Origin of the sequence: Desulfovibrio litoralis DSM 11393 (assembly GCF_900143255.1) — a bacterium.
Taxonomy (GTDB): Bacteria; Desulfobacterota; Desulfovibrionia; order Desulfovibrionales; family Desulfovibrionaceae; genus Frigididesulfovibrio_A; species Frigididesulfovibrio_A litoralis.
In genome coordinates this window covers 45,409-68,923 of the sequence record NZ_FRDI01000015.1, presented here as the reverse complement: position 1 = coordinate 68,923, position 23,515 = coordinate 45,409, and the positions used below count along the sequence as shown (strand labels likewise).

The window sequence follows — 23,515 nt, the reverse complement described above, 5'->3', positions numbered from 1 at the left end:
TAATGCAGCACAGCCGCATTGATGAAACAACATATGAAAAGGAGCGACGTGCGATTGCCGCCCTTGCACCAAAGGGGTTTTTCTTTGACATTTTCCGTGACGAAGCCGGACTGATCGACTACTTATACAATAATAGAACTTGATGAGATGCGTTATTGACACTCTCATCCTTACCAGCAATCGGTAATTTCAAGACTACTAAATCCATATGTCAACAAGATATTGGTAATTTATAATTTAAAAATCATTCAAAATCTGGTATAAAAGTTGGATTACCCATGCATGTTTGTGGAAGCTCTGTATCACAAAGTTCACGATGGTCAACGAGGCAGAAGCATTTGTGAACATAACGCCCCCTATTCTCCATAACCACCCATTCATACCTCGTACGCCACACAGAATTTTGACACGTCAAACACGGGTTTTTATCTATATTGCAAATGTATGTGTATTGGCAATCATTATCCTTTGCCTCAAGCCTATCAAGCTCTGGGTCCCATGATTGTTTCTCGTTCAGTCTCTTGATTTTCGACTGGGTGTCTGACTGTTCTTTCCTGGCTAATCGGGATACTCTCGATTGAAGTTCTTGTATGCTTGACCAATAGATTTTTCTTTGCTGTTGGTCTTGGCTCAATTCGTCTTGACATTGGTTGCTGTTCTGGCTGTTGCTGCTTTGGCTGTTCTGGTTTTCCAAGTATTCCTGCGACATAATGGTACTCCTTTGTAAATTGTTGTTGTTTGATTTGGGACAAAAGCGGTATTTTGGGTATGTACCGCACTTGTTGGGTTTCTGGTTGTTCTATGAGTTCTTCGATAAGCTTGGCTTGGTACTCCTCTTGGGCTTCAAACTTCGTTTTGGGAAGTGGGCATTGGCCAAAAACTTTTTCAAGCCTGCTTAGAGAGTATTTATTACTGATTTCAGAAAATTTAATAGTGTCTGAATTATTATTAAAAACAAAAACTAAACCACCGCCTGAACGTTTGATTTTTCCAAATTCAGTAGAAGTATCTATTAATGAATCCCAATTTTCGGCATTTTTGAAAATTGGCAACAACCTTTTTTTAATCTCTTCAGGGGTTAAAAGGTCTTTATATTCAAAAGGTTGTAAGGAATATTCATTAGGGCATGCCCCATCATTATTGGAAGGCAGACCATACTTCTCTACCAAAGACCTTGCTGAATATTTTTTTCCACATTTTGAGAAAGAGCATTTGCGATTGTCTGGACCAGTTAGGATTCCGCCAGGCTTTCCGTCGTCAAAAAATTTAATGGTGATTTCAATTACTTTTTCAGCAAACATGCGGTCTGCAATTGCCCAGAATCTTGCTCCTGTATCCTTGTGCTCAATGGCAGCTTTGTCAAAAATTTCTTTTGAAACCTCAGCAAGTTGGCGTTGTTTTGACTTCTTGCCGGTCTTTCTCTCTTTGATACGGGTTCCATCGGAATGGTTATCTTTTTGAGTACTACGCTTGATTAGCTTTCCCTCTTTTGTGCATCTCAAGTTTTCAGGAGGTGGCCACCCATAGGCTTCACCAATCACATGAATTGCCGACTGACGGCAAGATGCCCAATCCGTCCTTGGACCTCGAATTCTAGTTTTACCTGACTTTGTTTTTTCTTTAGTAGTTTTGGTTTTTATAAATCCATTGTCGGCGATAAGATATTTTCCAGATTTATCTGGTGTTAGGGAAACACGGCTAATCAACAGGTGGATATGAATATTATTGGTATCGTTGTGTACATCCCAGATTACCGGGTGATCCTGCATTCCATATTTTTGAAGCAGGATTTTAACATCACGCTCGATTTGTAGACGTGTAGGGATAAATCCTTGAGGATAACTTATAATTTGATGAGAGGCAGCTTGTGACGATTTTAAATTTCCATGCAGTTTTAAATAGTTGTCAATTTCACGAAGTTGACCATGACGATCTTGTGACACACAATTCATTGAACCTGACAATATGCCAAGATCATCAACTGGCGTTTTATGCCCTTCTGTAATAAGTTTTTGCATGTAGCGTGAAGTGGCAGAGATGTCTCTTGCACCATCTGTTGATATCTGTTTAATTATGACACCGATATATTCAGACATAGATCTACCCTACTTTTTCAGTCATTTTTGCAATGAGATGTTCAACAGCTTTTAATAATGGGCGAACCTCTGAATTTACTTTAACCAGTGTTTTCAAGAGGCCCATGTGTTGACGGAGTTCAGCTAAATCACGGCTATCTTGGATGGGAGCAGAGGTACGACCACCCACTGCTCGTTTGCGTAAAAATGTAGAAATAGAATTGCCTGTTTCGGCACTTCTTTTTTTAATCACATCTCTGTCATCAAGTGTACAACGAAATGTCATAGTAATTGGAAATTTTCTAGTACAAATTTTTTCAACAATTTCAAGTTTCATAATCACCTCTTGAAAATAATAAATGAAGAGCAAAACGATGAATTTAATTAAACTGGTTTTATCTACGTTCTTGGGTCCAGGGCAACGCCCTTGGCTGGAACCGTCCCCTCTTTGAGGGGTGATGAGCGTTAGCGAAGAAAGGTAGACTTGGTATAAAAATTCGCAGAATTGTAATACCAGGTCGCTCCAGCCTAACTAGTTATCTTAACGTAACACATATTTTTTTATATGCAACTATACACTTTTAGGTAAAATCTATACAGTTTGTGATAAAACCTATACACTTTGTGCTAATTTCTAACCACTGGAAAACATAAAATTTAGTCAACATGGAAAAAATATTGATATATTAAAGCGTTAATGATAGTGAAATATGTGTAAATTGAGTTATATTTAGGTATTCACATATCACATTTTTTTATTATTTCTTTATGTAGTGATAATACACTTTACACATAATCTTTCCCTTTCCTCTGGCTGATTTCTTGTTAAAATCATATCACAAAGTGGCTATATTCAAGTTTTTTTTTGGAATTTGTCCACAAAGGAGATTTAACATAAAGTCAACAAATTAACTTTATAAGCTTTTTATGCATTACGACGTTCACGTTTTTCTGCTAAAATTAATTTTTCTCTTTCTTCAATTATTTTTTCAGAACGTCTAATAGAGTCTTTACGATCACGCATAATCTCCTTTTGTTTTTTCATAAGCTTTATTTGCACGTTGTTTAATGTTTTGGATAGAGAGTATGTCAGAGAAATCACCATGTGCACCCTCTGACCGTTGGAAATCAATAGCGTAATCATCAATGCCTTGTAATAGCTCTATATTCCTGCTGTCTTCAGCTTCTAAAACTGGAAGTCAAAGACAATTTTCACAAACCATGGGGGTATTGAGACTCGTCGATTACATAAATTGTAATGGGTATCATTAATTAGGTAACTTTTCCATAAATCCTCCTGTGATTAATATTATGACTTATGGGATACGTTTTTTCAATACTAGCTCACTTCATGCAAGGTTAAACAAAACAATCTATCTCTTGACTACACATAGGGTATGTGATAATTTAATAAATAAAATATAAAAGTTCGCAGGTTACAATGTTAGACTCACAAGGTTTAAATAAATGTGATGGTAAAAAATTGACAAGCTTAAAATTAAAAAAAACAGACGAAAGACTCCATAGTGAAGCTAACGACAATGTTCATATCGATCAAGACGTTGAAGGAAATGATGAACAAGAATTGGATATGTCGGACTACCCATTAGACAGCTTGCTTATTCGTTCAGATACACGCACTATTCACGATGTTTGTAGACGCATTGATCAAAATTCTTATATTATGGATCCAGACTTTCAAAGGGCTTTTGTTTGGAATTCTAAGAAACAATCTCGCTTGATTGAATCATTACTTATGCGCATTCCTTTGCCTGTGTTCTATCTAGCAGAACGTAACGATGGTAAAGTAATCGTTATTGATGGATTACAACGCTTAACAACAATTCATAACTTTATACGTAATAAATTTTCTTTGAGCAACCTTACAAAAGGCAACAGCCCATTTAAAGGCAAAAAATTTAAAGATTTCAGTACAAAATTACAAAATCGTATTGAAGATACTCAACTGATTCTATACCTTCTTGACGAGAAAGTGCCAGAACGGGCAAGATTGGACATTTTTGAAAGAGTAAATGGTGGAACTCCTCTTACTAGACAACAAATGCGAAACTGCATGTACTCCGGTAAAGGTACAAAATTACTAAAAACGCTTGCTGAAAGTAATGAATTTTTATTGGCTACAGACTCTGGTCTTGGTGCAAAACAGATGAGAGACCGTGAAGTAATTAATAGATTTATGGCATTTAGCTTGTTCACATACCAAGAATACAAAGGTGAAATGGACACCTTTCTCGCTTCTGCATTAGAAAAGATGAACGCATTAGAAGATGCAACGTTATTAGATCTCTCTAACAAGTTTAGAATATCTATGTCAAGATGTTATAAAATCTGGGAAAAACACTCTTTTCGTAAACACACAGAAGAGCAAACAAAGAAGTCTGTTATAAACATAGCATTGTTTGATGTACTTTCTGTAATTATGTCTAATGAATTAGCCCAAAAATATGACTCTAACCCACAAGATGCACAAAAAAAATTTTTTAAACTTTGTGAGGATGAAATTTTTATGGCTTCTATATCTCAATTTACAAACGATTTAAAACAAGTTAATACAAGATTTGAACTTGCAAATATTTTTTTTGAGGAGTAATTGGTGCTAAAGTCTATCTATATAAAAGGATTTAAATGCTTTGCTGATAACCGTTTTGATCTTGCACCTCTAACTGTCCTTGCTGGTTACAACTCCTCAGGGAAAACATCTTTTTTGCAAATTTTGGCGTTATTGCATCAAACTGCCTGTGAAAGTGGTAAACTCGAGAGCTTAATACTGAATGGTTGCGTGGTTCATTTAGGCAGAGTCTCAGATATTTTAAGCAGAACACATAGTAGAAATAAAATAAACATTGAAATTGCTCACACAAAAGATACTCTGTGGTCTAGAGAATATGTTGCTAACGACCTAACTCCCTTTAACTTAAAGGTTTATAATCAAGACAAACACAAGGGAAAAGATAAAGATATCACTCCTCTCTTTAAGAAAACAACTTATCTTTCCGCTGATCGTTTAGGGCCAAGAGAAATGCACAGCCTTGAAGATTCAACGCAATATAATAGTGTCGGTGTGCGAGGAGAGCGAGCAATCAGTCGGATTTATTCGGAAAAAAATAGCATCATAAGCGAACTTATCCTACCAAAAGTTAGCCCCCAACCCTTTCGTCAACTTGAAGCTTATATGCAAAAAATATTTCCAGATTTCCTTTTAAAAATTCAGCAGATAACAGGAAGTAACTATGCTACATTAGAGATGTCATCAGACAACAGTGTCGGGTATGTACGACCTCAAAATATTGGTTTTGGGTTAAGCTATACTTTGCCCATTTATGTAGCCTGCTTAACTGCCAAAAAAGATGACATAATTTTATTAGAAAATCCAGAAGCCCATTTACACCCATCAGCACAGTCAAAAATGGGAGAGTTTTTGGCCTCAGTGGCTAGTGTTGGAGTTCAAATTATTGTTGAAACACACAGCGACCATTTATTGAATGGAATTCGCAAAGCGGTTAAATCCAAGACTAGTGCTATAAGTGCAGATAATGTTATAATCCACTTTTTTTCTAAGCCTTCTGGTGATGGCAAACCACAAGTTATTTCCCCACAAATAGACCATGATGGAAAAATATCTACTTGGCCAGAAGGGTTTTTTGATCAGTATGATAAAGACCTTGAACAATTGATTGATTGGTAATGGCACTATGCGTTTATTTACTTTTAACGATCTATCTTTTCGTATAAATAAAGATCAATTCACAAAAAAAATTGATGAATTGATATATCTTGGAAACCTATGCAACTCTTACAACCATCCCCTTTATATACACAAAAATGGTTTGTTTTCTGCATGGATTGGCGAAATAAAAATTAAGGAAGCTATTCAATCATATTTGGCTAAAGAGAAAAAAACTCTTTTTTTCCGACTTATGGATAAAAGTGTTTTAAAACTTCCAGATGAAAGTGCAATTCCTAACGGATATATCTTTAAATATAATGACAATGATATATCTTGTTCTGGCTTAGCAGAATGTGCCTTTAGGCAACTATGTGATGAAAGTGTTAGCACGTATAGCTTATCAGAAACGTGTTTTCAAGACCATCAAAAACTTTGTGTTAAAATTCATGATAGTAATGCAAAAAATGACTCTATAGAAGAGCAACATATTATTAATATTTCCAATTTAGTTGATTTGGAATCATGTCTTAAGCATGAACTCCCGCCACTATCATCGTGGAATGATTTGCTAGATAGAACAAAACATTTTGATAAGATCACAATTGTACCAAATGCTAGAGAGTCTTTACTTAGAGAATCTTTTGAGATAAGTCTTGCTTGCACTATTTGGGAACGCTTAAAAGTGGTACAGGCTATGATAGAAGCCCCTACTAATGAATATCATGAGTTAGACAGAAAATATTGTCATGGAGAGAGAGCCTTGTTTTCTCCAGAATCGACAAAAAGAATAAATAGTTTGGGAGAAAAATTAAATTTTTGTATCAACGGAGAAAAGATTTGCTGTGATTATCATGCTAAGATTTCTCATAGAACATGGAGAATTCACATGAATGAAAAACCTAAAACTAACAAACAGATACATATTGTACATATAGGGCATAAAATAATATAAATTTACTTGTAGCGATCAAGCTTTACTGTCTTAACAACGATGCATAAACGACTGGATATAAATAGCCAAGCTTCACCCATATTTTACTTGTTTCCTCTAACGATTGTAAAATATTCAATATATTCTGTAATATCTTTGCGAGCTTGTACCCTTGTTTTATATTGTTTATGGTAAATTAATTCATTGTTTAAGAGTCTAAAAAACTTTCTATTGGAGCATTGTCATAACGATTACCATTATGACTCATAGACATAACCACCAGATATGACTTAATTGCTGCCAAATAAAGCCAGCCTTCTATGGGTCTAATGAGATGAGATAGGACTATAAATCCAGGAGAAGCAAAGTCTCACAAGTTTTTTTGGCCTTTGCTGGACTTTGTGATATTCTTTAATGGTGTCATGGACGGGATTAAAACAAAAAATAACTATCTATTTTCAATAGATAAAATTAAAGAATTAAAAATTTTACCAACAATTTTCATCAAATACCCATAGAGCAAATGACAAACGTCAGCGAGTTACGGGTTGAGTTGGGATGTTAGAAAAAGCTACGGCCAGTTAAAACACCATTTGTGTTGCTTAGCACAATATGAGATGAAAAATACTTAAAACTTTCTTCTTCATGGTCTGCAACAATTATTGTCTTGCCTTTTTTGAGAAGATTATCAAAAAAAATGACAAGTTTATAAATTTCAGCATTGTTCAAACCTCGAAACGGTTCATCAATTCCGTAGACATGAGACGTTGTTTTAAGAGATTTTAATATTTTTATTCGTATGTTTTCCCCACCAGAAAGCGTTGATGTCGGTTGTCCAATCACTAAATGGCCAAGAAGAATTTTTATGGCATTCGATAATGAAGTTAACACCTTATTGTTACAAACTAAAGAAGAGAACGCTTCATCTATAGTCATCTTCCAAACGTTCAAAATACTCATCCCGTCTATTTTAAACGACTTTAATTTTTGATTAAAACCTGTGCCGTCACATTCTTTACATTCTATTTGAGTAGTATCTTGGAAATCATTCCCATAGAATACCTTGCCAGCTCCAAGACAAAACGGACATGCTCCTTCACTTCCAGTGTGGTTTGAAAAGAACAGTTTATCTTTGTTGAATTTTTTCGCAAAAAGTTCAGATATATTACTAAATATGTCTAATGCAGTTGCTACACTCGAGTTTGAATTCCCAACAAGTGGCTTCTGATTTATATATGCATATTTCTCAAAATATTGGGGGAAATATTCACGCAAAAGAGTTGACTTCCCCACCCCTGAATGACCTGTAATCAAATTTAAACAGCTGTCAGCAATATCAATACTAATCCCTGAATATTTGTATACCGGATTTTGTAATTTAATTTGCAAAATGTTTCTAATAGGCTGTGGCTCAAAATCAAAAGAAACAGATTGAGACTGAATATATTTATCACTATTTATGATTGAACCACCATATTTTCCGCTACCTTCACCTAATGCTATTATATTACTCGCATCACCATAAAAAATATTATGATGATCTATAATTAACATTGTATGTTTTTCCGATAATTTTTTAATTTTTTGATGAACAATTTTTTTTTCATCGAAAGATAAACCCGCAAGAGGTTCATCAAGAACAATCAATAAATTCGTGAGCTGCGTATTAAATACTTGAACCAGCTTAATCCGTTGAAACTCACCACCAGATAATGATGGAATAGTCCTATTGAGACTTAAATACCCTAAGTTTAGTGAGTCTGCAGCAGTAGCAAAGTCTGCTATTCTTTGGATAGAGAATTTTAAACTTAAGTCTTTTGATGCATTTCTTACGGAATCTAGCCAAACACGGATATCAGAAAATGGAATGCACATTAATTCGCCAATTGAGAGCCCTTGTAACTTTATTTCACTATGCTCAGATGAATATTTTTGTCCGTTGCACTCAGGACACACTGTATCAGTATAGTAGGCACTTCCTGGAGTAAATTTGGGGAACATTGGGTTTCCAGTCATTACACCAAAATATTTTGTAGTTCTGCGAGAGTATGCATTGTTTTTTTTGAACCTTATCGAATATTTTTTATTACTCTCGGCATAAAGAAACAGTCGTTTTTCTTCTTGATTAAGTTGTTGGAATTTTTTTTTGCAATCTATTCCAATGTCAGCACAGAATTCCTTGATAATCCCAATATAAAAATCTTTATATCGGGTCCAACATTTAATTGGGCATTTTTCAAGAGAGACGTCGTAGTCAATTAGCCTGTTTAAATCTAATTCTTTTTTATATCCAATGCCATGGCATGTTTGACATACATTTCCTTCTTTATTCAATATAAAAAAATCATAGGGTAAATTAAGCAAAACAGAGTATATCATCGCAACGTGAGAATTCAAATTGAAGTATGTTCCAATTGTAGAGCGTATATTATTGTTTGCATTACTTTGTCTAATTGGAACAGTTGTAATCATATTTGAGTATGATCGAACCCGAAAATTCGACTCAAAAGGCGTATCTGAAAACATAGAATTGAACTCATATAAACCAATTTGTGCAACAGTATCATAGGCTAAGGATGATTTCCCACTCCCAGATGGACCAACAACAAGGTTAATGGCATTCTTTTTAAGAAGAACAGTAATATTTTTAAGATTATTGGTTTCTATTCCTTGTATGTAAATTGGCTCTAATCTCATCACTTTTAATCACTTTTTCTGATTATTCGATACAAATCTTTTATTAAAAATTCCAATGTTTTCTTCGCATGTACACAGAAGCGTTCATCAAGAGAGTGGATAGTATTCCCACCTTTACAATGCAGTGCGTTAACGGGACACCCTCCTCCACATATTCCAAGGGCCTCACAGGACAAACACTCACTTTTGTTGACAGGTGTCAGCTGCGACCATTTGATAAAGAGCGGATCAATATTCGCGTTGAAAGATTCATCGTAAATTGTGGAAACAAAATATTGCCTTTCTGCGATGCAACCATGACATATTCCTACGCTACCATCTGGAGTCACAACAATCTGTGAACCTGCGGTTGCAGCACAATCAGAAAAGTACACTTGAGCATTTGAAAAAGACTTTAACTTCCTCATTATCCGGTCTTCATAGATGCCTATTTCCCGCAAGTCACGAAAAACATCAATAATAAAATCTGCCGCGTTATTATTGTACTCATCACTAAGGGTAAAAGTTTCATCAGACATAAGGATGTTAAAACCAAATCCCTTTATGTTATACGCAGAAATTAATTCTAATATTTTATTTTTATCTTGTACTGTTTTCTCCGTCAGAGTAACTGACAAGGCTATATTAACATCAAGATTTTTTGCCGTATCAAGCACTGCTACTACTTTGCTAAAAGACGGTCTACCAACTAAGTCTATACGCTGTTCGTTTGCCTCTTCTGAACACCCATCAATTGAAATTGCAATAGAAACTCCAAGTTCCTTTAAGCGTTTCAATTTGTATTCGTCCAAAAGGAGGCCATTGGTTATTACGGATAACTCTGCATTTTTTATGCATGGCTCAACTTTACCTAGTTCATGAATGCGCAGGGCAATGTGTTCAAGTACAGGAAAGTTAAGAAGTGGTTCCCCACCGTAAAATATTATCGTTGACTTGTTTTCTGGGTTTTGATTTCCAGACAGCTTAATTTGCCGAATGAAATACACCAAAGCCTGCTCGGCTGTCTCTTTGGTCATTTTTTCCGAAGAAAACTTTTTCCGCCTTGCAGGATCATTGTTTCCCAAAAAACAATACTTACAAGCTAAATTACATTGTTCGCTTAAAATGAGATAGCAGACATTTACTGACGGAGATGGAATTTTGGAGCGAACAAATTGTAAAACTTCATCGTCCTCAGTTTTCTTTAAACTCAGGATTTTATACTTACGAAGCTCCGTCGCCATGCCCATTAAAGAGGAAGGGAATTCATCCAAAGAAACTGGTTTAACCATATCCAAAAAGCTCAATAGTTCTTCATACTGAGCTTTGTGAATATAAACAGGTTTCATTCGTAGCGAATGATACAAAGCAACAGCATCATCCAGTTCATAGCACTTTGTAAACCGTGATACGGAAATCAATTTATTCAACCCATCCTGTCTCATCATTGTCAGGGCTTCTCCGACAACTACAAGCACAAGTGCATGAGTTACATGTAACACACGCACACCTTGCCATCACGGATACATCATTACCAATAGAGCCGAACAATTCCTGAAATTGGCTTTCTGTTGCTATCATCATTAAAAGACCTCCCATTCAATGTCAGAAATAATTCCCCCTGAGCAAGAGCACTGGCAACTACACTTACACCCTGTGCATTGCCCAATGCAACTAACAGAGGCGAGGTAGGCATTGTCATTTATCTTTCCGAACAAATCCGAATATGCAGTTGAGCTGTATTCGAGCATTTTATCCTCCATTTGAATTAAGTCTCAATACATTAGCCTTAGTTAAGAATCTCTTCATTATTTATAGTAAATATACTCTTTTTACTTAATTAGTCAACAACAGATAACATATTGCTTTTAAAGAATATACTTCTTGATTGTTTTTTATCTATTTTTTGATGTTTACTTAACCTATTAATTCACAAGTATTTATACAACATGTATTCCTAGTATTGATTTGCTAAAAAAATGAATGGTATCATCAACCACGTATCCCATAATTTATGTAACGATCAAGTTTTATTGTATTAGCAACGATTAAGTTCATTGTGAAGATAGCCTAATCCATATTTGTGATCAGTCTGCTCTTTGCAGTCAAGCTGCACCGTTCTAGGCATAGGACATAACAGTCTTGTTTTGTGAACCTATAGGCCTACCACGTTTTTTAGGCTTGGACGCATTAGAAACACCACCTGCATCTAAAAAGATTGCAAGGTCGATCAGTAGAATCCGCTCATGGTCATTAATTTTAATGACTTTTGGATATTTACCAGCTCGTTGAGCTCGCCAATCCGTAGATACTGAGATACCTAAGTAGTCACGGAATTGTTGACGAGTAATGGCATGTGCTGGCGAAAATATATTTGTGAGATGGGTAAGTGTATTAGACATAAAAAATCCCTCATAAAACCCCACAACAAAATACTCCTATGAAAGGAATAATTTTACTATGGGTTTTACGAGGGCATCATGTTCACGGGTGGTTCCCCTTTATTATCAGGGCCTATGTGTCCACGCATAAAAAATTTACGTGGCAAAGTAAGCTTCTCGGGGCTGTAGGCTCCGGGTGGGTATTATTCATAGATATACTTGGCCGGTGTAGAATTACCTAAGTTAACACAAAGGCGCTTCCAGCATCCACTAATATATATTATATAAGCTATTTTACAAAAAATGTCAAGCTCTTCTATAAAAAAAATCCAAGACCCTTAGCATTCAATAGTTGTAACAGTTTATTAGAGGGGCCACCAGGTAGGTTTCTTTGTTCCAGACTCCCAAGCACGAACAGCAGCAACACTGGTATTAATCAGCATTGCAAATACAGATTGGCTCACGTTTAAGCGAGAACGCAATTCCTTAACCTCTTCCCCTGTGTATTCGGGCGTTTGGCTGGCTGCGTATAAGGCTTTATGTTCTTCAAATTTACGTTTGTCAATAACACCGCATTTGTATATGCCTTCTGATGTTTCGTACAACTCTTCCATTATACGACTGGGTTTTTTAGTAGTCATAATAAGTAAATTTATCCATTTTTTGTGGCACGAGCCAATCGCTTCTTCATGACGGCATCTGATTCATCAACAGAAAGATACCCGCCAGTTGCGGCATCTTGGGCACGTTGTAGCCACATGGATTCTTCCAGCTCATTAAATCGTTGAAACTCTTCATAAGAAATCATAACAACGGTTGGTCTACCAGATTTTTCAATAACAACAGGTTGCTTTGCTGCATCGGCAACACACGCACCAAAATTCTGCTTGGCATAAGTGGCATTAACGGTGTTCATATTATTCCCTTCCTTTTGGCCTGTTTGTAAACTTCCTTGTCGTTCCGTTTGCCAATAACATCAATATAAAGACATTCATCATCATACCAATAAATGATTCGATACTCTCCAATATCTTTACGTCGGCGTTTTGGCCTAATATTGCTAATAAGCTCTTTCGAGTCTTCTGGCTCAGGATTTACTCGCAACGCTTCCATAGCATCATATATCTGACAAAATTGCTTATCAGGCATCTTGTCAATAGCCTTGTCGGCATCTTTTGTAACTCGGCGTTTCAACATAAGCTTCCCTTAAAACAGACAATATGTCTACTTTGTCTATTCGTCAAGTGCTTCTTGCTTTGTTACGGGAAATAATTCCGGTAATGCCCTCTCAAGATTTGTAGCTTGGTGGGCATCCGCTATTTCTATATATCTGTTTGTCATATCTGGCTTCTTATGCCCCATAAGCTTCATCAGTGTGTATTGATCAACCCCTGCCATAGCTGCAAATGTTGCAAACGTATGGCGTAAAGCATGAAAATCTATTTTTTCTAATGCGTGACCAAAGCGTTTAGGCTTCTCATTAAAACCCAGTTCCTTAATGATGGCAAAATATAGGTGAGGCACCTCAGTACGCATTTTCCCCTTACTATTCGTGGAATTGGTCAGAAATAAAGGTTCTAACGGGTTTGCTGGTGGATACATATTAAGCCTTTCATCTAACATACTGCGAACAGGACTAAAGCCAAAATGAACGAACCTGGCACGCTTATTCTTCGTCCTATCAATGATATGCCTTTCAACCGCCTGTTGATTCAACTTATGAATATCCCCAGCTCTAAGACCTAGGCAGAGACCTAAAACAGTATAACAATAAGTGTCATGATCCAGCCTAGAGTTTAATCTTCTTTCATATACAAGGTCAGCAAGTTCTTTGGCTTCATCATAATCCAAGTAGCATTTTTTTTCGTTATCTACTTCTTCCCTAGCCTCTTTTGTTATAGCTTTACCTGGAAACACATGTTCAACTACTTTTTTTTCAACTGCATAGTTCCAGCAAAGTCTTAAATCTGTAAGACATTTATGAATTGTAGTATCACTATATACTGTGTTTGTTTTAGGATTTATACGCTTACGCATATTGTTAATAAAATTTTTAAAATGTTCATCTTCAAGGTCTTGCAAGGGAATTTCACCAAAATATGGTTTGATAAAATTGCGCCAGCGTCCATCTATTGAAGCATTTTCTTTTAAACTCCTACGTAGCTCAAGACGGTGTTGCCAATAAACATTCTCCCAGAATAAGGAAACAGTGTTGTTTAGACGTTTTTCCTCTTCCTTTAAAATAACCTTGCGTTGTTTCTCCTGAACAATTTTCTCCGCTTTAACTGTCGCAACCTTCTCCCCTATCATATCCTTGTAAGTAAATGGTGGAATATTGTTTTTTCTGTTGTAGTTCAGGGTTTCACGGATCATCTTCACTTTATCTAAAGTCATAGGTCCTAGGTTGTCGATAATTCTTTGCCCCATATGACTGCCTTGCAATCTATATATCTGCACATCACCATAATCTCGAACATATACACCTCGTTCTCCAGGTACTGTTTTCCAATTAAGTGCAGACATGATTTACCCCCTCTTTTTTGGTAGCCTTTTGGTAGCCTTTTTTGCAGAAAAACCTAAAAACACTTGAAAACATCTGAAACAAATTGAACCACTATGACATTGACATAACTATTTTTTTCTCATAATACTTAGAAAAAGTCAATCCTGCTAAGACTAAAAAATTATTTATCGTCGGGCTCATAACCCGAAGGTCGTAGGTTCAAATCCTGCTCCCGCAACCAAGAAAATCAACGGTTTACAGAAAATTTCTGTAAACCGTTTTTTTGTTTTCCTACCCTATTCCTACCCAAAGTTTGAGATAAAACCGATAAAGACATTTTTGTTTATTAAGTAACTGATCTGATCTGTGCTGGGTGACTGGCTAATCCAACTTCTTTTTCTTGAGCCAAACAGACAAATGATCGGCAATTTCTACGTTATTCAGGTCTGAAAACGGAAAGTGAGTATTACCCTTAAATCCAGCATTAGGAAGATGCACAACTGTTACATCTCCGCCATATTTATTGACAAGATTTGCCCAGTTATTTGCCATTTCTAAACATGCCCGCCAGTAATCCTGAGCTGGAATATCGCTGGGCTTATCTGGAATATTGTCGCCATAATAGATAATAATAGGAATTTGAGTCAGCTTTTTAAACTCCGCCAAAGGAACAGCAACGCCACTTAATTTAGCAAAAGTATTCGGAATAGGAGCAGGCACTTCGCCTTCTGGGAAAGTAAAGTTACTACCAGGTTCATAAGCCACAATTGCACGAACTTTATCGCTTTTCATGCCTGTATACCAGCCAGGACCACCACCTTGAGAATGGGTAACAAGAATTCCAGGACCTGCTTTGTCAAAGAGTGCTGCCAAGGCATCTGAAATAACACCCACATCAAAAGGACCAGTATTTGGGGTCATTTGGCGAAAATACTGATTAAGGGTTTCCTTGTCTTTAGAAAATTGAACACCAGGAAAATAATCAGGCCATACGCCCACACGAAATTGTGAAAACCACATTTGTTCATCAGGTGTGGGAGTCAAGTTAGCTGCAATAGTACTACGTCCAGCATTTCCACGTCTCGGCTGGTCAACCATATAAACGCTGAACCCACGGCGAAGAAAAATATTCTGAAAGCCTTCACGCCCATCAGGAGTTGTTTCGTAAGTTTTAGAAAACTGCCCAGCACCGTGTAGAAACATAATCGGTAATTTTCTTGCATTGACTGGTTTTTGATAAAAAACATAAGCATGATCACCGTGAAACGATTGTCCAGCAGGGTTAGCTGGTTTACGAGGGTCAAAAGTACCATCATTCTTGATAACAGTTCCACCAACAGCAAAACTGCCCTGTTCCTGAATAGTTAAAGGTTTTTGTTTTACAGCTTGCACAGCCATTAACCCAGAAGGGATAAAAAGCACACTCAAACCCAATACATAAAGATAAAATCTTTTGTAATTCATATAAAAACTCCAATAGTTATTTCAAAAAAGGTTTCACACATTATCAATACAATGGGCAGTCAAACTAAAAAATATACTGCCCATTGTACTTATTTATTTAAGGTTGTCGCTAAAAAATTTATTCAGCTTAGGAATCGATATAGCCAAATATTTGGGGACATCATAGAGATCAACATGAGAAGCTCCTGGCACCACGAAAAGTTCTTTTGGTTCTTTAGCTTTATTATAGGCATCTTCACTAAAATAAGCTGATACGGCTTTTTCACCTACTATAAACAAGAGCGGACGAGGAGAAATAGTTTCAATCTGTGCAAAAGGGAAAAAATTCATCATGGGAGCCATACTGGTAAAAGAATAAGCCGTTGTTACGTTTGGGTGCATACCTCTTTCAGCCGTACGGTAATAATCTATAAACTGGCTAGTATTTTCAGTATCGTTTGGCGAACGTTTTTCGGGAACGCCAAAAATATTGCGACGTTCTCCGCCTGCAAATTCTTTGGTTCGCTGTTTTCCTATTTCATCAAGAGTCTTCATGCGTTGCTCAAAAGTAACGGTATCACCAAGACTCTGACGGCGAGCACGACCTAAATCATACATACTGACAGTAGCAATAGCCTTTAATCTATGATCAATGGCAGCCGCACTGACAATATAGCCACCACCACCACAAATCCCAAGACCACCGATTCTATTCGGATCAACCAACGCATGATTGCTAAGAAAGTCAACAGCCGCACTAAAGTCTTCTACTCGTATTTCTGGAACTTCAATATTACGAGGAGTACCACCGCTGTCTCCCCAAAAAGAAGCATCAAATGCGAGAGTGATGTATCCTAACTCCGCAAGTTTTTGTGCGTATAATCCCGAACTTTGTTCTTTGCTACCTGTGAACGGATGTCCTACTACAATGGCTGGGTGTTTTTTAGATTTATCAATAGCCTTCGGCATGTATAGGTCTCCAGCCACATCAATGCCAATACGGTTTTTAAAGGTTACTCTTTCTACCGTTACCTTATCACTTGGAGCAGGAGGAGCAACAGCCATAGCGTTGGAAGCTCCCAGACTAAAGGTTAAAACAAATAACCCCATAAGTAATAATCCTATTTCAAATTTCATTTTCTATCTCCTAGAAGTTGTAAAAAGTTAAAACACGTCAAAACTATTTTTTTATGTTTTCCATTGTTTGGGCAAGCACCTCCAAAGCATTATCACCACGCTCTTTGCCAAGGTATGTTCCCATAACTCTAAAAAGGTGTCTCATCTGCTGTTCTGAAAAACCTTGTGTCATAGCAAGACCAATATGAGATTTTAATTGAGCGTTTGCACCTGGTAAATTGCTGATGACTCCAACTGTAGCAATTTCACGACTCTGAAAATCAAGTACATCACGCATAAAAACATCCGCAAACAAATGTTCTTTAAGAAAAACTTCAATCGCTGGAGTAAAAGTTTCGTATCTTGGAACAGCATCAGGACGTTTTAACGAGCCGACAGGACCAGGCACAAAAGCAGGATTACGCAACTTAGCCAACACATCATGCCCATATTCATATTTACTCTTATCTGTTACAACCTTGCTTGCTTCAGCCCCCTGAACATCTTTGATGCCTTGCTTTTCTCGTTCATCTATCACGGTGATAAAAGCATTTATGGCATTCAGAGAACGTGGAAAACCAGCATAGGCGTAAGCATGGATTAACACTTCTTTAATTTGATTTACGGTAAGCCCTGCTTCTAATCCTTCAACCAGCACTTGCTTGAGTCTATCAATATCGCCACTGGCAGTGAAAGCAGAAATAAGGGCTATTTTTTGCATTTTAAGAGGCATTTCATTTGAATTCACAGAACCATACTCCTCGTCTGTAACTTTTGCTCCCCAAGATACTGGTTTACCTTCAATCCGCTCCGAAAGTGCTATATGTGCCATCGCATTATCAGCTGTTGCACCGTGCCAATGGACAATATCAGCTGGAGTCCAAACTATATCTCCTTGACTAACTTCATACAAAGCTCCGCCCTTGCACTGTACATAACCACGCCCCGCAGTAATAATTAAAGTTTGTCCCATAGGGTGGCTGTGCCAGTCGGTACGAGAACAAGGTTCAAAAGTAACTATTGCTCCATAGGCGTTAGAACCATTTTGAGCAGTAAAAAGCCCATCAACTCTGGCAGAACCTGAAAAGTTTTTAGGGTTGGCTTTGCCAGAAGGCTGAGAACCAACACGAGTAATCGTCATTTGTCTAGACTGCTTGCCAGTCTTATTGTTTTTATATTGGCTGTCATTTACTTGTTCTTGCCAGTTTACATTAGTACCGTTTACAGTTTCAGCTATAACCCATGCAGACATACCAGTATCAAGAGCAGCACCAAACCAATGCTTGACCTTTGGTTGAAAAGTTACAACATCACCAGCAAAAGCCTCTTCCAAAGAGCCGTTTTCTTCCTGTACAATCATCTTTCCAGATGTAACCAATATTGATTGTCCCATGGGGCTTGTGTGCCAGTTTGAACGTGCCCCAGGCTCAAAATTAAGTAACTCGCCAACCAATTTTGCAGGTTTAGTTGATTGAAAGCTTTGTTCCACTAAAACTGTACCTGTATAATTTGAACCAGACATTTGTTCTGAGGGTTGTGTACCTCTTCTGGTGATTGTAATTGTCCCATCAGATTCCGCCACAACAACATTGGCTGAAAAAACAGCCCAAATAACCAATAAGGCAAAAGATATACTTTTTATACATATGTAGTACATGTATTCTCCTCAATTTAACTCTAAAATTATGTGTATAGTTTCCATGTCATAAGCTACAAAATTTGCTAATAACCAAGCTTACTAAGCCACTCTGCCACAGGTTTTTCTGCCCCTGTATCAGGATTGCTCCTAATAATGTTTCTGGATACAGCAAGACCGTCCAAAACTTTCGCATTAGGTTGAAGCTTTTTAATCACGTCTTCTGTTCCAGACATAGAGCTTCCTCCATGAGTGCAGAAAGGAATAATTGTTTTTCCAGATAAATCGTAGGACTCTAAAAAAGTATATAGCGGCATTGGCAGTGTATACCACCAGATCGGGTAACCAATGAAGATAACATCATAAGAATCAATATTCTCAACTTGTGTTTTGAGAGCTGGTCGAGCATTTGCATCACGTTCTTTTTCAGCTAGTGTAACGGTCGCCTTATGTTCTGTTGGGTATTGCTGTACCGTTTCAATTCTAAAAATATCACCTCCAACTTTTTTGTGAATCTCCAATGCCACTTTTTCGGTTGTTTGTGTATGAGAAAAATAGACAATCAGTGTTTTTTTATTTTCATTTGCATGCACTGGAGATGTCAAAACAAAAGACAAAACAACCAACATGAATGGTATCATTTTCATAGGAACTTCCTTAAATTATTTAGTAAATTGATTGCAAAGCATCTCTTTGTTCTTCATGCACAGACTTCCACTATCAACAATACATTCAAAAGAATGATTATATAAACGTATATGTAGTAAATTAGAGCTAATAGGAATATACATATTTCTACATATTTTTTGCCTAAAACTATCTCACACCTATTCAAAATATAAAATTGATGATAATAAACCCAAAGTACGCAGATGAAAACCAACAAAAAATGAAAAAAGACAGAACTGTGTAAAACAGTTTTTTATAGTGAGGCTAAACAATGTCAACAGATAAACAAATAAAGCTTGAAATATTAAGAACAAACCTCGAAAAAAAAATTTTACAACATTGCACAGAAATTGGTAAACAAAATACAAAAATTGATGGCTTAATGATTTCGAGGCAAGAAAATAAGGGTACACTTGAAAATTGTTTTTATACTCCAACTGTAGGTGTGATTATACAAGGTTGTAAATACTCAAGAATTGGCAACGATGAATATAATTATGGAGCACTTCATTGCATGGTAGCAGGAGTGGATATGCCAAGCCTCTATCGCCTTACAGAGGCTTCTCCTGAAAAACCATTTTTAGCTATATCGCTAGGACTTGATCGGTATCTTATAGCTCAACTGATAGCGGAAATGCAACCTTCATCAACATTTTATAGTGTAAAAAAGTCGTTTAAAGGAGTCGTTGTTGCTAAAGTAGAATTAGAAATTCTTGATGCTTTTTCTAGACTTATAGACTTGATTGATTATCCTGACCAAATTCCTGTGATAGCTCCTTTGATAAAAAGAGAACTACACTACCGCCTACTTTTAGGGTTTCATGGTGAATGGTTACGTGAAATAAACACATTAGGCACTCAAAGCAACCAAATCGCAAAAGCTATTTCTTGGCTACGAAAAAACTATCGAGAACCTCTTCTTGTAGAAAACTTGGCGGAGCAAGTAAACATGGCTCCCTCAACATTTCATCGCCATTTTCGTCAAGTAACAACACTTAGCCCCATACAGTTTCAAAAACGCTTACGTCTTTATGAAGCACAACGCTTGATGTTAACAAGTTCCCTAGATGCAAGTTCAGCAGCTATGACAGTTGGTTATGAGAGCATATCGCAATTTAACAGAGAATATAAGCGTTTATTTGGCGAACCACCTTTTAGAAATATTCTTCATCTTAGAGATAAATAATACAGTTGTTTTCAAACTGATTCACAACTAAATATTAAATAGTAGTGTAATTTGACATAATACAACTTAGATGATTTAACGTACTCGCCTCTAGTGTCTATCAACAACAAACAGCTTTAGCTTACTTATTAAGATTGCTAGAAAGTAGCATTATCAAAAATATATTTTACAAGAAAATGGTAATAAATATTGTTGCTGACATATATTAACTAAGAGTCTAGATATATTTGCACTCTACCCCTACAAATTAGCGAAGTTCGTAACTCGTACTACGCCCACCGCTTTCGCTTTGGAACAAAAGACCATAGTTCATTAGTTCTCGAATATCTCGTAAGGCTGTGTCCTGCGAACATTTTGCAAGCTTGGCATATTTACTACTGGTTAGCTTGCCTTTGAATTCATTTAACAAGAAGTTTAAAACAATTCGTTGACGATCATTGAGCGAATATTGGTTCGCCTTGTTCCACACCTGAGCTTTTCGCAAAACAGAGGCCAGTATCTCATCAGCACCATCAATAGCCCTCTCTAGGCATTCAAGAAACCACTCTAGCCAGTTAGTAATATCCACTCCGCCTTTTTGTGTTGTTTCCAAAATGGCATAATAAGCGTTTCGCTCCTGTTCAATACGAGCGGACATACTATAAAAACGTTGTGAGCTATTATCAGCACGAGCCAAGGCACAATCAGCAATCGCCCTAGCTATACGCCCATTGCCATCTTCAAATGGGTGCAAGGTAACAAACCACAAATGGGCAATTCCAGCCTTAAGCACTGGATCTAAGTCAAGCTTAGCATCAAACCACTTAAGAAAAGCGTTCATTTCTTTATCCAAACGCACCGCATCAGGGGCTTCAAAATGCACTTTTTCTCGCCCGAATGCCCCAGAAATAACTTGCATCGCTCCAGATTCAGCAGTACGCCATGCACCAACAGTGATTTTTCGAAATCCACTAAAACCAGTAGGAAACAAAGCCGCATGCCAGCCGACAAGACGCTCCTTGGTCAATGGTCCTGCATAGCGTTGGGTAGCATCAAGCATCATTTCAACGATACCTTCAATATGCCTGTTCATTGGGGTTATTCCACCAATATCAATGCCAAGTCGACGAGCCAAGGAAGAACGCACCAGCGTTGAATCTAGCTTTTCGCCTTCAATAGCACTTGATTTAACAACGTCTTCTGTCAATATCTCCAAACCTGCTTCTGCCTGAATGGAAAAACCAAGCGTACTCATACGCCCTAAAAGCAAGCCCTGTTTGTGCCGAACGGTAGCTAACAAACCAGCCAACCTCTCAATATTCCATTGAAAGTTTGGCCATTCTGCCCTTTCGTGAATATATCTCATACTAATCTCCGTAATTATTGAGATGAATATGACAGCTATTCACATTAAATGCAACTATTATCCGCAATTATTAAGGCGAATAGATATAACAATCGCCGCAAAATAAAAAAACATTCTCTTTAACTCTATTTGGATTAAACAGAGCAAAAGAGAATGGGCAAAATAGAATAGTTATTTAAATTAAATAGTTTTGATTCCTACCACCAGCGTTCAAGGTATATATATCCTGTAACTAAGACCAGTGGGGAGATTACGCCTGTCATTAATAACCATAAGATAATATTTCTTTCAAGACTCATGACTAGTTTTTGAGCTTCATCGTAGATTTTTTGGGCTTGTTGTGCCGCTTTATGCACATCTTGAAACGCAAGCTCAATAGTTTTTGCCACTTTTGCCACGGCTTCAGCGGGATAATTTTTGACCTCTTGAGCGGTCTGGCGTATTTCTTTGTTCGCTGTCTTTATTGATTCTTGCAAGTCTTTCAAAAGCTTGATCAATTCTGTGTTGCTCTTCAGCTTTTGCATCTCTTGTTGGTTCAAGAGGTTGACTCTCATTGCCAAAAGTTCCTCCTCGCTCATTTCTTCTGATTTCCTCTGATTGGTTGTCTGATTGCCCACTGGATATGTTTTCTCCAAGCGTGCATCCGTCAATCCTCTGGTCATGTCTAACTTGCTCATGCGTTAATCCCCTTTTTTGTAATGCGTTCCATGTGTAATTTTTGCCAAGATCGCTACCTTTTAAAGCTACTTCATTCAGGCTAAAACTTATTCCACTGACAAAACCCGTACTTGCTTGATTTAAACGTGTTTTTACGCCTTGCTCTTCTAGTTTGTGAGTAAAAGTTTCTAGGTTTAAACCGTTTTGCAAAGTGCGATCTATGATTTTTTGTAAAAGCATTCTGGTCGAAGGCTCGCCAGTACGCACGCTGTGTTCAACTTCCCCCTTCGTCAAACTTTTACGCTTAGCTTCTCGGCTCGGCTCAACAGTTTTTAGGTTCAGTTCTTGCTCCAGCTTTCGCATCAGGCTTTCTTGCCTTTGATAATCCTGACTATCACTGACGACCTGTCCATCTATGCCGATGCGATTGACGACAAGATGAATGTGTGGGTGTTCCGTGTCCGTGTGCTTTGTGGCGACATACTGACATTTTTCAAAACCCATGTGTTTAAGATAGCTTTTTGCAACACTTTTCCACTGTTCGTCGCTTAGTTTTTCGTCTGGACTGATGCTCAAACTGACATGACACACCGCCTTTGTGAGATTTGGACGCAACGCCCGAATCGCTCCAAACTCTTTGGCAAGCTCTCTCGCTGTTTGCCCTGCCATGTTGGTTTCCAGAATTTGCCCTTTTTGTGTTTGAAGGTCGTACTCTAAAGCCCCACGAAAACCCTTGCCTTTAATCAGTTTTGCTATCATTTTTTATTCCCAACAATTCAAGACGCAAGAGATGCAACTTGTTATTTGTTTGGCAAATCAAATGGGTAGGCATCGCCACCGAACTAGAATAGCTGGCTTTTGCAATCTGATTTAAGTTGCTCGCCAAATTGGCAAGTTCGGCATAAACTGTTCTGTTTATTTCAGGAACTAAAGGACGTAGCACAAAATGCTTCAAAGCGATATTTCTCAGCCATTGACCTAAAGGCAATCCAAAACTATCTGCTTTGCGTTTTAGGCTGTCTAATTCTGAACTGTTTAATCTGATGCCCACCGTATGAACTCTAACCAATTCATTTTGTAATTGTGGGCGTCCACCTCTGCCACCTTTTGCCTTATATTTTTTCATGATTAACCTCTGGCGAACCCCTGCCGAAGCTCTGTTAATTGTGTTTGTTTTTTGGCTTTTCTGCCTTTGCCCGTCTGCCCCAA

General features: G+C 37.4%; 23 protein-coding genes and 1 pseudogene. 4 read left to right on the top strand and 20 right to left on the bottom strand.

The window, feature by feature from the left end; genetic code table 11:
- Positions 1-482 precede the first annotated feature (482 nt).
- Positions 483-2,096, bottom strand: a complete 1,614-nt coding sequence (locus tag BT999_RS11350; RefSeq protein WP_072697906.1) for a relaxase/mobilization nuclease domain-containing protein — start codon at positions 2,094-2,096, stop codon at positions 483-485.
- Positions 2,097-2,100: 4 nt separating this feature from the next.
- On the bottom strand, positions 2,101-2,412 hold the full coding sequence (locus BT999_RS11345; RefSeq protein WP_072697905.1) for a plasmid mobilization protein: 312 nt from the start codon (positions 2,410-2,412) through the stop codon (positions 2,101-2,103).
- A gap of 1,104 nt (positions 2,413-3,516) precedes the next feature.
- Between BT999_RS11345 and BT999_RS11340 the strand changes: the two genes are divergently transcribed.
- The 3 genes from BT999_RS11340 to BT999_RS11330 are packed head-to-tail and all read left to right on the top strand — an operon-like array spanning position 3,517 to position 6,715.
- A complete protein-coding gene (locus BT999_RS11340) occupies positions 3,517-4,686 on the top strand; it encodes a DUF262 domain-containing protein (RefSeq protein ID WP_084650697.1) in 1,170 nt (389 codons plus the stop codon).
- 3 nt (positions 4,687-4,689) lie between these two features.
- Complete coding sequence (locus BT999_RS11335; protein ID WP_072697904.1) at positions 4,690-5,781, top strand: AAA family ATPase; 1,092 nt, start codon at positions 4,690-4,692, stop codon at positions 5,779-5,781.
- A gap of 7 nt (positions 5,782-5,788) precedes the next feature.
- Positions 5,789-6,715 (top strand): hypothetical protein, encoded by a 927-nt coding sequence (locus BT999_RS11330; RefSeq protein ID WP_072697903.1) that lies wholly within the window; start codon positions 5,789-5,791, stop codon positions 6,713-6,715.
- Between the two features lie 107 nt (positions 6,716-6,822).
- Here the strand turns inward: BT999_RS11330 and BT999_RS12675 are convergent.
- From BT999_RS12675 to BT999_RS11255, 14 genes and pseudogenes are all read right to left on the bottom strand, one after another.
- A pseudogene (locus BT999_RS12675) lies at positions 6,823-6,971 on the bottom strand (integrase core domain-containing protein); the annotation flags it as partial.
- A 284-nt stretch (positions 6,972-7,255) separates the two neighbouring features.
- Positions 7,256-9,391: an ATP-binding cassette domain-containing protein gene (locus tag BT999_RS11320; protein ID WP_072697910.1), complete on the bottom strand. Its 2,136-nt coding sequence runs from the start codon at positions 9,389-9,391 to the stop codon at positions 7,256-7,258.
- Positions 9,392-9,396: 5 nt separating this feature from the next.
- A complete protein-coding gene (locus BT999_RS11315) occupies positions 9,397-10,872 on the bottom strand; it encodes a FibroRumin system radical SAM peptide maturase (RefSeq protein ID WP_245791015.1) in 1,476 nt (491 codons plus the stop codon).
- Complete coding sequence (locus BT999_RS12780) at positions 10,793-10,969, bottom strand: FibroRumin family radical SAM-modified Cys-rich RiPP (RefSeq protein ID WP_425429664.1); 177 nt, start codon at positions 10,967-10,969, stop codon at positions 10,793-10,795. The genes BT999_RS11315 and BT999_RS12780 overlap by 80 nt, the downstream gene beginning before the upstream one ends.
- Positions 10,954-11,121, bottom strand: a complete 168-nt coding sequence (locus tag BT999_RS12775) for a FibroRumin family radical SAM-modified Cys-rich RiPP (RefSeq protein ID WP_072697902.1) — start codon at positions 11,119-11,121, stop codon at positions 10,954-10,956. The genes BT999_RS12780 and BT999_RS12775 overlap by 16 nt, the downstream gene beginning before the upstream one ends.
- A gap of 369 nt (positions 11,122-11,490) precedes the next feature.
- The gene (locus BT999_RS11300; protein WP_143145565.1) at positions 11,491-11,772 is read right to left on the bottom strand and encodes a hypothetical protein; all 282 of its coding nucleotides are present in this window, start codon (positions 11,770-11,772) and stop codon (positions 11,491-11,493) included.
- A 344-nt stretch (positions 11,773-12,116) separates the two neighbouring features.
- Positions 12,117-12,365 (bottom strand): helix-turn-helix domain-containing protein, encoded by a 249-nt coding sequence (locus tag BT999_RS11295; RefSeq protein WP_245791014.1) that lies wholly within the window; start codon positions 12,363-12,365, stop codon positions 12,117-12,119.
- Positions 12,366-12,403: 38 nt separating this feature from the next.
- A complete protein-coding gene (locus tag BT999_RS11290) occupies positions 12,404-12,667 on the bottom strand; it encodes a type II toxin-antitoxin system Phd/YefM family antitoxin (RefSeq protein WP_072697900.1) in 264 nt (87 codons plus the stop codon).
- Positions 12,664-12,948: a type II toxin-antitoxin system RelE family toxin gene (locus BT999_RS11285; RefSeq protein ID WP_072697899.1), complete on the bottom strand. Its 285-nt coding sequence runs from the start codon at positions 12,946-12,948 to the stop codon at positions 12,664-12,666. The genes BT999_RS11290 and BT999_RS11285 overlap by 4 nt, the downstream gene beginning before the upstream one ends.
- Positions 12,949-12,984: 36 nt before the next feature.
- Positions 12,985-14,274, bottom strand: coding sequence for a tyrosine-type recombinase/integrase (locus tag BT999_RS11280; RefSeq protein ID WP_072697898.1), 1,290 nt, complete (start codon positions 14,272-14,274; stop codon positions 12,985-12,987).
- 361 nt (positions 14,275-14,635) lie between these two features.
- Complete coding sequence (locus BT999_RS11275) at positions 14,636-15,718, bottom strand: alpha/beta hydrolase (RefSeq protein ID WP_072697897.1); 1,083 nt, start codon at positions 15,716-15,718, stop codon at positions 14,636-14,638.
- Between the two features lie 93 nt (positions 15,719-15,811).
- Positions 15,812-16,834 (bottom strand): alpha/beta hydrolase, encoded by a 1,023-nt coding sequence (locus BT999_RS11270; protein ID WP_072697896.1) that lies wholly within the window; start codon positions 16,832-16,834, stop codon positions 15,812-15,814.
- 43 nt (positions 16,835-16,877) lie between these two features.
- Positions 16,878-18,470, bottom strand: a complete 1,593-nt coding sequence (locus BT999_RS11265; protein ID WP_084650695.1) for a (R)-mandelonitrile lyase — start codon at positions 18,468-18,470, stop codon at positions 16,878-16,880.
- A 65-nt stretch (positions 18,471-18,535) separates the two neighbouring features.
- On the bottom strand, positions 18,536-19,096 hold the full coding sequence (locus BT999_RS11255; RefSeq protein WP_072697895.1) for a flavodoxin: 561 nt from the start codon (positions 19,094-19,096) through the stop codon (positions 18,536-18,538).
- Between the two features lie 293 nt (positions 19,097-19,389).
- Between BT999_RS11255 and BT999_RS11250 the strand changes: the two genes are divergently transcribed.
- Positions 19,390-20,304 carry an AraC family transcriptional regulator gene (locus BT999_RS11250; RefSeq protein ID WP_072697894.1) on the top strand — a complete coding sequence of 305 codons (915 nt, stop codon included), beginning with the start codon at positions 19,390-19,392 and terminating at the stop codon, positions 20,302-20,304.
- Positions 20,305-20,551: 247 nt separating this feature from the next.
- Here BT999_RS11250 and BT999_RS11245 read toward each other — a convergent pair whose 3' ends face one another.
- The 4 genes from BT999_RS11245 to BT999_RS11230 all read right to left on the bottom strand — a co-directional run bounded on the left by BT999_RS11245 (position 20,552) and on the right by BT999_RS11230 (position 23,432).
- Positions 20,552-21,649: a Fic family protein gene (locus BT999_RS11245; protein WP_072697893.1), complete on the bottom strand. Its 1,098-nt coding sequence runs from the start codon at positions 21,647-21,649 to the stop codon at positions 20,552-20,554.
- Between the two features lie 197 nt (positions 21,650-21,846).
- A complete protein-coding gene (locus BT999_RS11240; RefSeq protein ID WP_218587517.1) occupies positions 21,847-22,038 on the bottom strand; it encodes a hypothetical protein in 192 nt (63 codons plus the stop codon).
- Between the two features lie 13 nt (positions 22,039-22,051).
- The gene (locus BT999_RS11235; protein ID WP_072697891.1) at positions 22,052-23,065 is read right to left on the bottom strand and encodes a relaxase/mobilization nuclease domain-containing protein; all 1,014 of its coding nucleotides are present in this window, start codon (positions 23,063-23,065) and stop codon (positions 22,052-22,054) included.
- Positions 23,046-23,432 carry a plasmid mobilization protein gene (locus BT999_RS11230; protein ID WP_072697890.1) on the bottom strand — a complete coding sequence of 129 codons (387 nt, stop codon included), beginning with the start codon at positions 23,430-23,432 and terminating at the stop codon, positions 23,046-23,048. Before BT999_RS11230 ends, BT999_RS11235 begins: the two co-directional genes overlap by 20 nt.
- Positions 23,433-23,515 lie beyond the last annotated feature (83 nt).

What these genes read in the sequence shown, in the direction of transcription:
- BT999_RS11350 (WP_072697906.1), bottom strand. Translation starts at nt 2,096, where the DNA reads ATGTCTGAATATATCGGTGTCATAATTAAACAGATATCAACAGATGGT.
- BT999_RS11345 (WP_072697905.1), bottom strand. Translation starts at nt 2,412, where the DNA reads ATGAAACTTGAAATTGTTGAAAAAATTTGTACTAGAAAATTTCCAATT.
- BT999_RS11340 (WP_084650697.1), top strand. Translation starts at nt 3,517, where the DNA reads ATGTTAGACTCACAAGGTTTAAATAAATGTGATGGTAAAAAATTGACA.
- BT999_RS11330 (WP_072697903.1), top strand. Translation starts at nt 5,789, where the DNA reads ATGCGTTTATTTACTTTTAACGATCTATCTTTTCGTATAAATAAAGAT.
- BT999_RS11320 (WP_072697910.1), bottom strand. Translation starts at nt 9,391, where the DNA reads ATGAGATTAGAGCCAATTTACATACAAGGAATAGAAACCAATAATCTT.
- BT999_RS12780 (WP_425429664.1), bottom strand. Translation starts at nt 10,969, where the DNA reads ATGGGAGGTCTTTTAATGATGATAGCAACAGAAAGCCAATTTCAGGAA.
- BT999_RS12775 (WP_072697902.1), bottom strand. Translation starts at nt 11,121, where the DNA reads ATGCTCGAATACAGCTCAACTGCATATTCGGATTTGTTCGGAAAGATA.
- BT999_RS11300 (WP_143145565.1), bottom strand. Translation starts at nt 11,772, where the DNA reads ATGTCTAATACACTTACCCATCTCACAAATATATTTTCGCCAGCACAT.
- BT999_RS11295 (WP_245791014.1), bottom strand. Translation starts at nt 12,365, where the DNA reads ATGGAAGAGTTGTACGAAACATCAGAAGGCATATACAAATGCGGTGTT.
- BT999_RS11290 (WP_072697900.1), bottom strand. Translation starts at nt 12,667, where the DNA reads ATGAACACCGTTAATGCCACTTATGCCAAGCAGAATTTTGGTGCGTGT.
- BT999_RS11285 (WP_072697899.1), bottom strand. Translation starts at nt 12,948, where the DNA reads ATGTTGAAACGCCGAGTTACAAAAGATGCCGACAAGGCTATTGACAAG.
- BT999_RS11280 (WP_072697898.1), bottom strand. Translation starts at nt 14,274, where the DNA reads ATGTCTGCACTTAATTGGAAAACAGTACCTGGAGAACGAGGTGTATAT.
- BT999_RS11275 (WP_072697897.1), bottom strand. Translation starts at nt 15,718, where the DNA reads ATGAATTACAAAAGATTTTATCTTTATGTATTGGGTTTGAGTGTGCTT.
- BT999_RS11270 (WP_072697896.1), bottom strand. Translation starts at nt 16,834, where the DNA reads ATGAAATTTGAAATAGGATTATTACTTATGGGGTTATTTGTTTTAACC.
- BT999_RS11265 (WP_084650695.1), bottom strand. Translation starts at nt 18,470, where the DNA reads ATGTACTACATATGTATAAAAAGTATATCTTTTGCCTTATTGGTTATT.
- BT999_RS11255 (WP_072697895.1), bottom strand. Translation starts at nt 19,096, where the DNA reads ATGAAAATGATACCATTCATGTTGGTTGTTTTGTCTTTTGTTTTGACA.
- BT999_RS11250 (WP_072697894.1), top strand. Translation starts at nt 19,390, where the DNA reads ATGTCAACAGATAAACAAATAAAGCTTGAAATATTAAGAACAAACCTC.
- BT999_RS11245 (WP_072697893.1), bottom strand. Translation starts at nt 21,649, where the DNA reads ATGAGATATATTCACGAAAGGGCAGAATGGCCAAACTTTCAATGGAAT.
- BT999_RS11235 (WP_072697891.1), bottom strand. Translation starts at nt 23,065, where the DNA reads ATGATAGCAAAACTGATTAAAGGCAAGGGTTTTCGTGGGGCTTTAGAG.
- BT999_RS11230 (WP_072697890.1), bottom strand. Translation starts at nt 23,432, where the DNA reads ATGAAAAAATATAAGGCAAAAGGTGGCAGAGGTGGACGCCCACAATTA.